At 64.6% G+C, this 1,829-nt stretch carries 3 protein-coding genes and 1 pseudogene; all 4 read left to right on the top strand.

Features of this window, described 5'->3' with window-relative positions; genetic code table 11:
• Nucleotides 1–77 (top strand): annotated as a pseudogene (locus AAFX91_RS41315) (biopolymer transporter ExbD); the annotation flags it as partial.
• 21 nt (nucleotides 78–98) lie between these two features.
• Nucleotides 99–632 carry a hypothetical protein gene (locus tag AAFX91_RS41310; protein ID WP_394570308.1) on the top strand — a complete coding sequence of 178 codons (534 nt, stop codon included), beginning with the start codon at nucleotides 99–101 and terminating at the stop codon, nucleotides 630–632.
• The gene (locus tag AAFX91_RS41305) at nucleotides 629–1,390 is read left to right on the top strand and encodes an energy transducer TonB (protein ID WP_394570307.1); all 762 of its coding nucleotides are present in this window, start codon (nucleotides 629–631) and stop codon (nucleotides 1,388–1,390) included. Before AAFX91_RS41310 ends, AAFX91_RS41305 begins: the two co-directional genes overlap by 4 nt.
• Nucleotides 1,391–1,470: 80 nt before the next feature.
• Nucleotides 1,471–1,686, top strand: a complete 216-nt coding sequence (locus tag AAFX91_RS41300; protein ID WP_394570306.1) for a hypothetical protein — start codon at nucleotides 1,471–1,473, stop codon at nucleotides 1,684–1,686.
• The last annotated feature ends 143 nt before the right edge of the window (nucleotides 1,687–1,829 follow it).

Here is a 1,829-nt window from a genome sequence, read left to right as displayed (position 1 = left end):
TGATGGACGTGCTCGACCTGCTCGGCCGCATCGGCCTCAACCAGGTTGGACTCGCCACCAAACCGCTCGTGAAGTGAGTTCGTCCGAAGGCACCGCCAATGATCACGCAGTTATCGCTCCTTTCCACCCAGTCGCCGCGTCAGACGTTCTGGTCGTGGCTGCGTGGCGTGACGAGATATTTCGATCACGGCGACGATGGTCTCGACGCCAATCGAGTCGCGAGGCTGCAGCAATTGTCGATGCGACGAGGCGGTGTCGTGGAGCCTCGGCTGTCTCCCCACGCGGGCAAGGCAGAATCGGCGCGCGGTGATGTGCTGCCGTTTCCGATTCGCGGCGAAGCCTTGCTGGTGCGGCTTGCGGAGGTGTTGCGGAGCCGCCTCGCGAAACAGGGGCCGGATCACGATCCGCTGTTGCTGACAATCTCGCGGTCTCCTGGATCGCGGCTCCTGATCGACGGCGTGGCCTATGTGGATTACCTCAGCGACCTTTCGACCTATCGGGCGGCGATCGAAGCGATGCCCGACACCAAGGTGATCGTGGAAACGAGCGACTTCGACACGCTCGTCAGCTTCATCGTGCAGTATCTCACCGACAGGCTCTGCAAGCCGGCGGCAACGGAGGCCACGTCATGAGCGTGCCGGCCAATAAAAAGCGCGAACTGGCGGTGCCGCAGCCGTCGTCCACCTATGATCATCCCACCGACCGGACCGAGCATCGCTCGTTCGCGCGCTTCGGCGTCGCCTTGGTGCTGGTCGCGCTCGTCTTCGGCGGCATGGCATACGTCTTTCTCGGTCACGACGATCTGCCGCCGCCGCGGCAGGTGCGCGAGCTCACCATTGTCAACCTCGTGCCGCCGCCACCTCCGCCGCCCCCGCCGCCTCCGCAGATGCCCGAGCAGAAGATGATCGAGCAGCCGAAGATGGCCGAGCCCGAATTCAAGGAAGACAAGCCGATCGAGAAGCCGCAGGACGAGCCGGTCAAGGATGCCAAGAACGACGAGCCGCCGGGCCCACTGTCGCTTGACGCCAAGGCGACTGGACCCGGCGATCTCTTCAATCTCGGCGGCAAGCCGGGCGGCAGTCCTTACGGCGGCGGGGGCGGCGGTGGCAGCCGCTGGGGCTGGTACTCGACCGTCGTCTCGACGCAGATCGAGGCGGCGATCCGGTCCAATCCGAAGACACGCAACATGGCCGCGCAGATTCAGGTGAAGCTCTGGGCTGACAGTTCGGGCCGTGTGAGTCGGGTCGTCCTGACGCCGTCGACCGGTGATCCCGAGGTCGATGCCGCGCTTCGCAACGAGGTGATCGGCAGTCTGACGCTGCGCGAGCCTCCGCCGAAAGACATGCCGATGCCGGTTGTCACCCGAGTCACCGCGCGACGGCCGACCTGACCTGATCCTGATTTTTCAAAGCTGATGTCACGAGTGAGAGTTGAGGGGCTGATGATGTTTAACGTGAGAGCAGATGCGGAATGGCGCACGATTCCGCTTGCCGTATCGCCGTGCGCGCCTGCCTGCGCAACCCTGGCTATGGATCAGACCGCGACGGAGCAGTGCCCGCGAAGCAGGCCGACGCGAAATGGCCGGCACGCAACGACGTGCTGGACGGTCTGACGCTGCGGGGCCGCCCGCCGAAGGACATGCCGATGCCGATGGTGACGCGCGTGACCGCGCGTCGGTCGAGCTAATGCGACTCTGACAAACACAACGGACTTAAGAGGACTGGGGACAAAATGTTTGAGATTAATCCAGGCGCACGCCGGCGCACGCTGCTGCTCGCTGTCTCGCTGGCTGCGCTTTCCTGCGCGGCGCCAGCACTTGGCCAGCCCGC

The organism is Bradyrhizobium sp. 31Argb, from assembly GCF_043638955.1.
In the GTDB taxonomy this organism is placed as follows: Bacteria; Pseudomonadota; Alphaproteobacteria; order Rhizobiales; family Xanthobacteraceae; genus Bradyrhizobium.
This window is presented reverse-complemented; position numbering and strand designations above follow the sequence as displayed.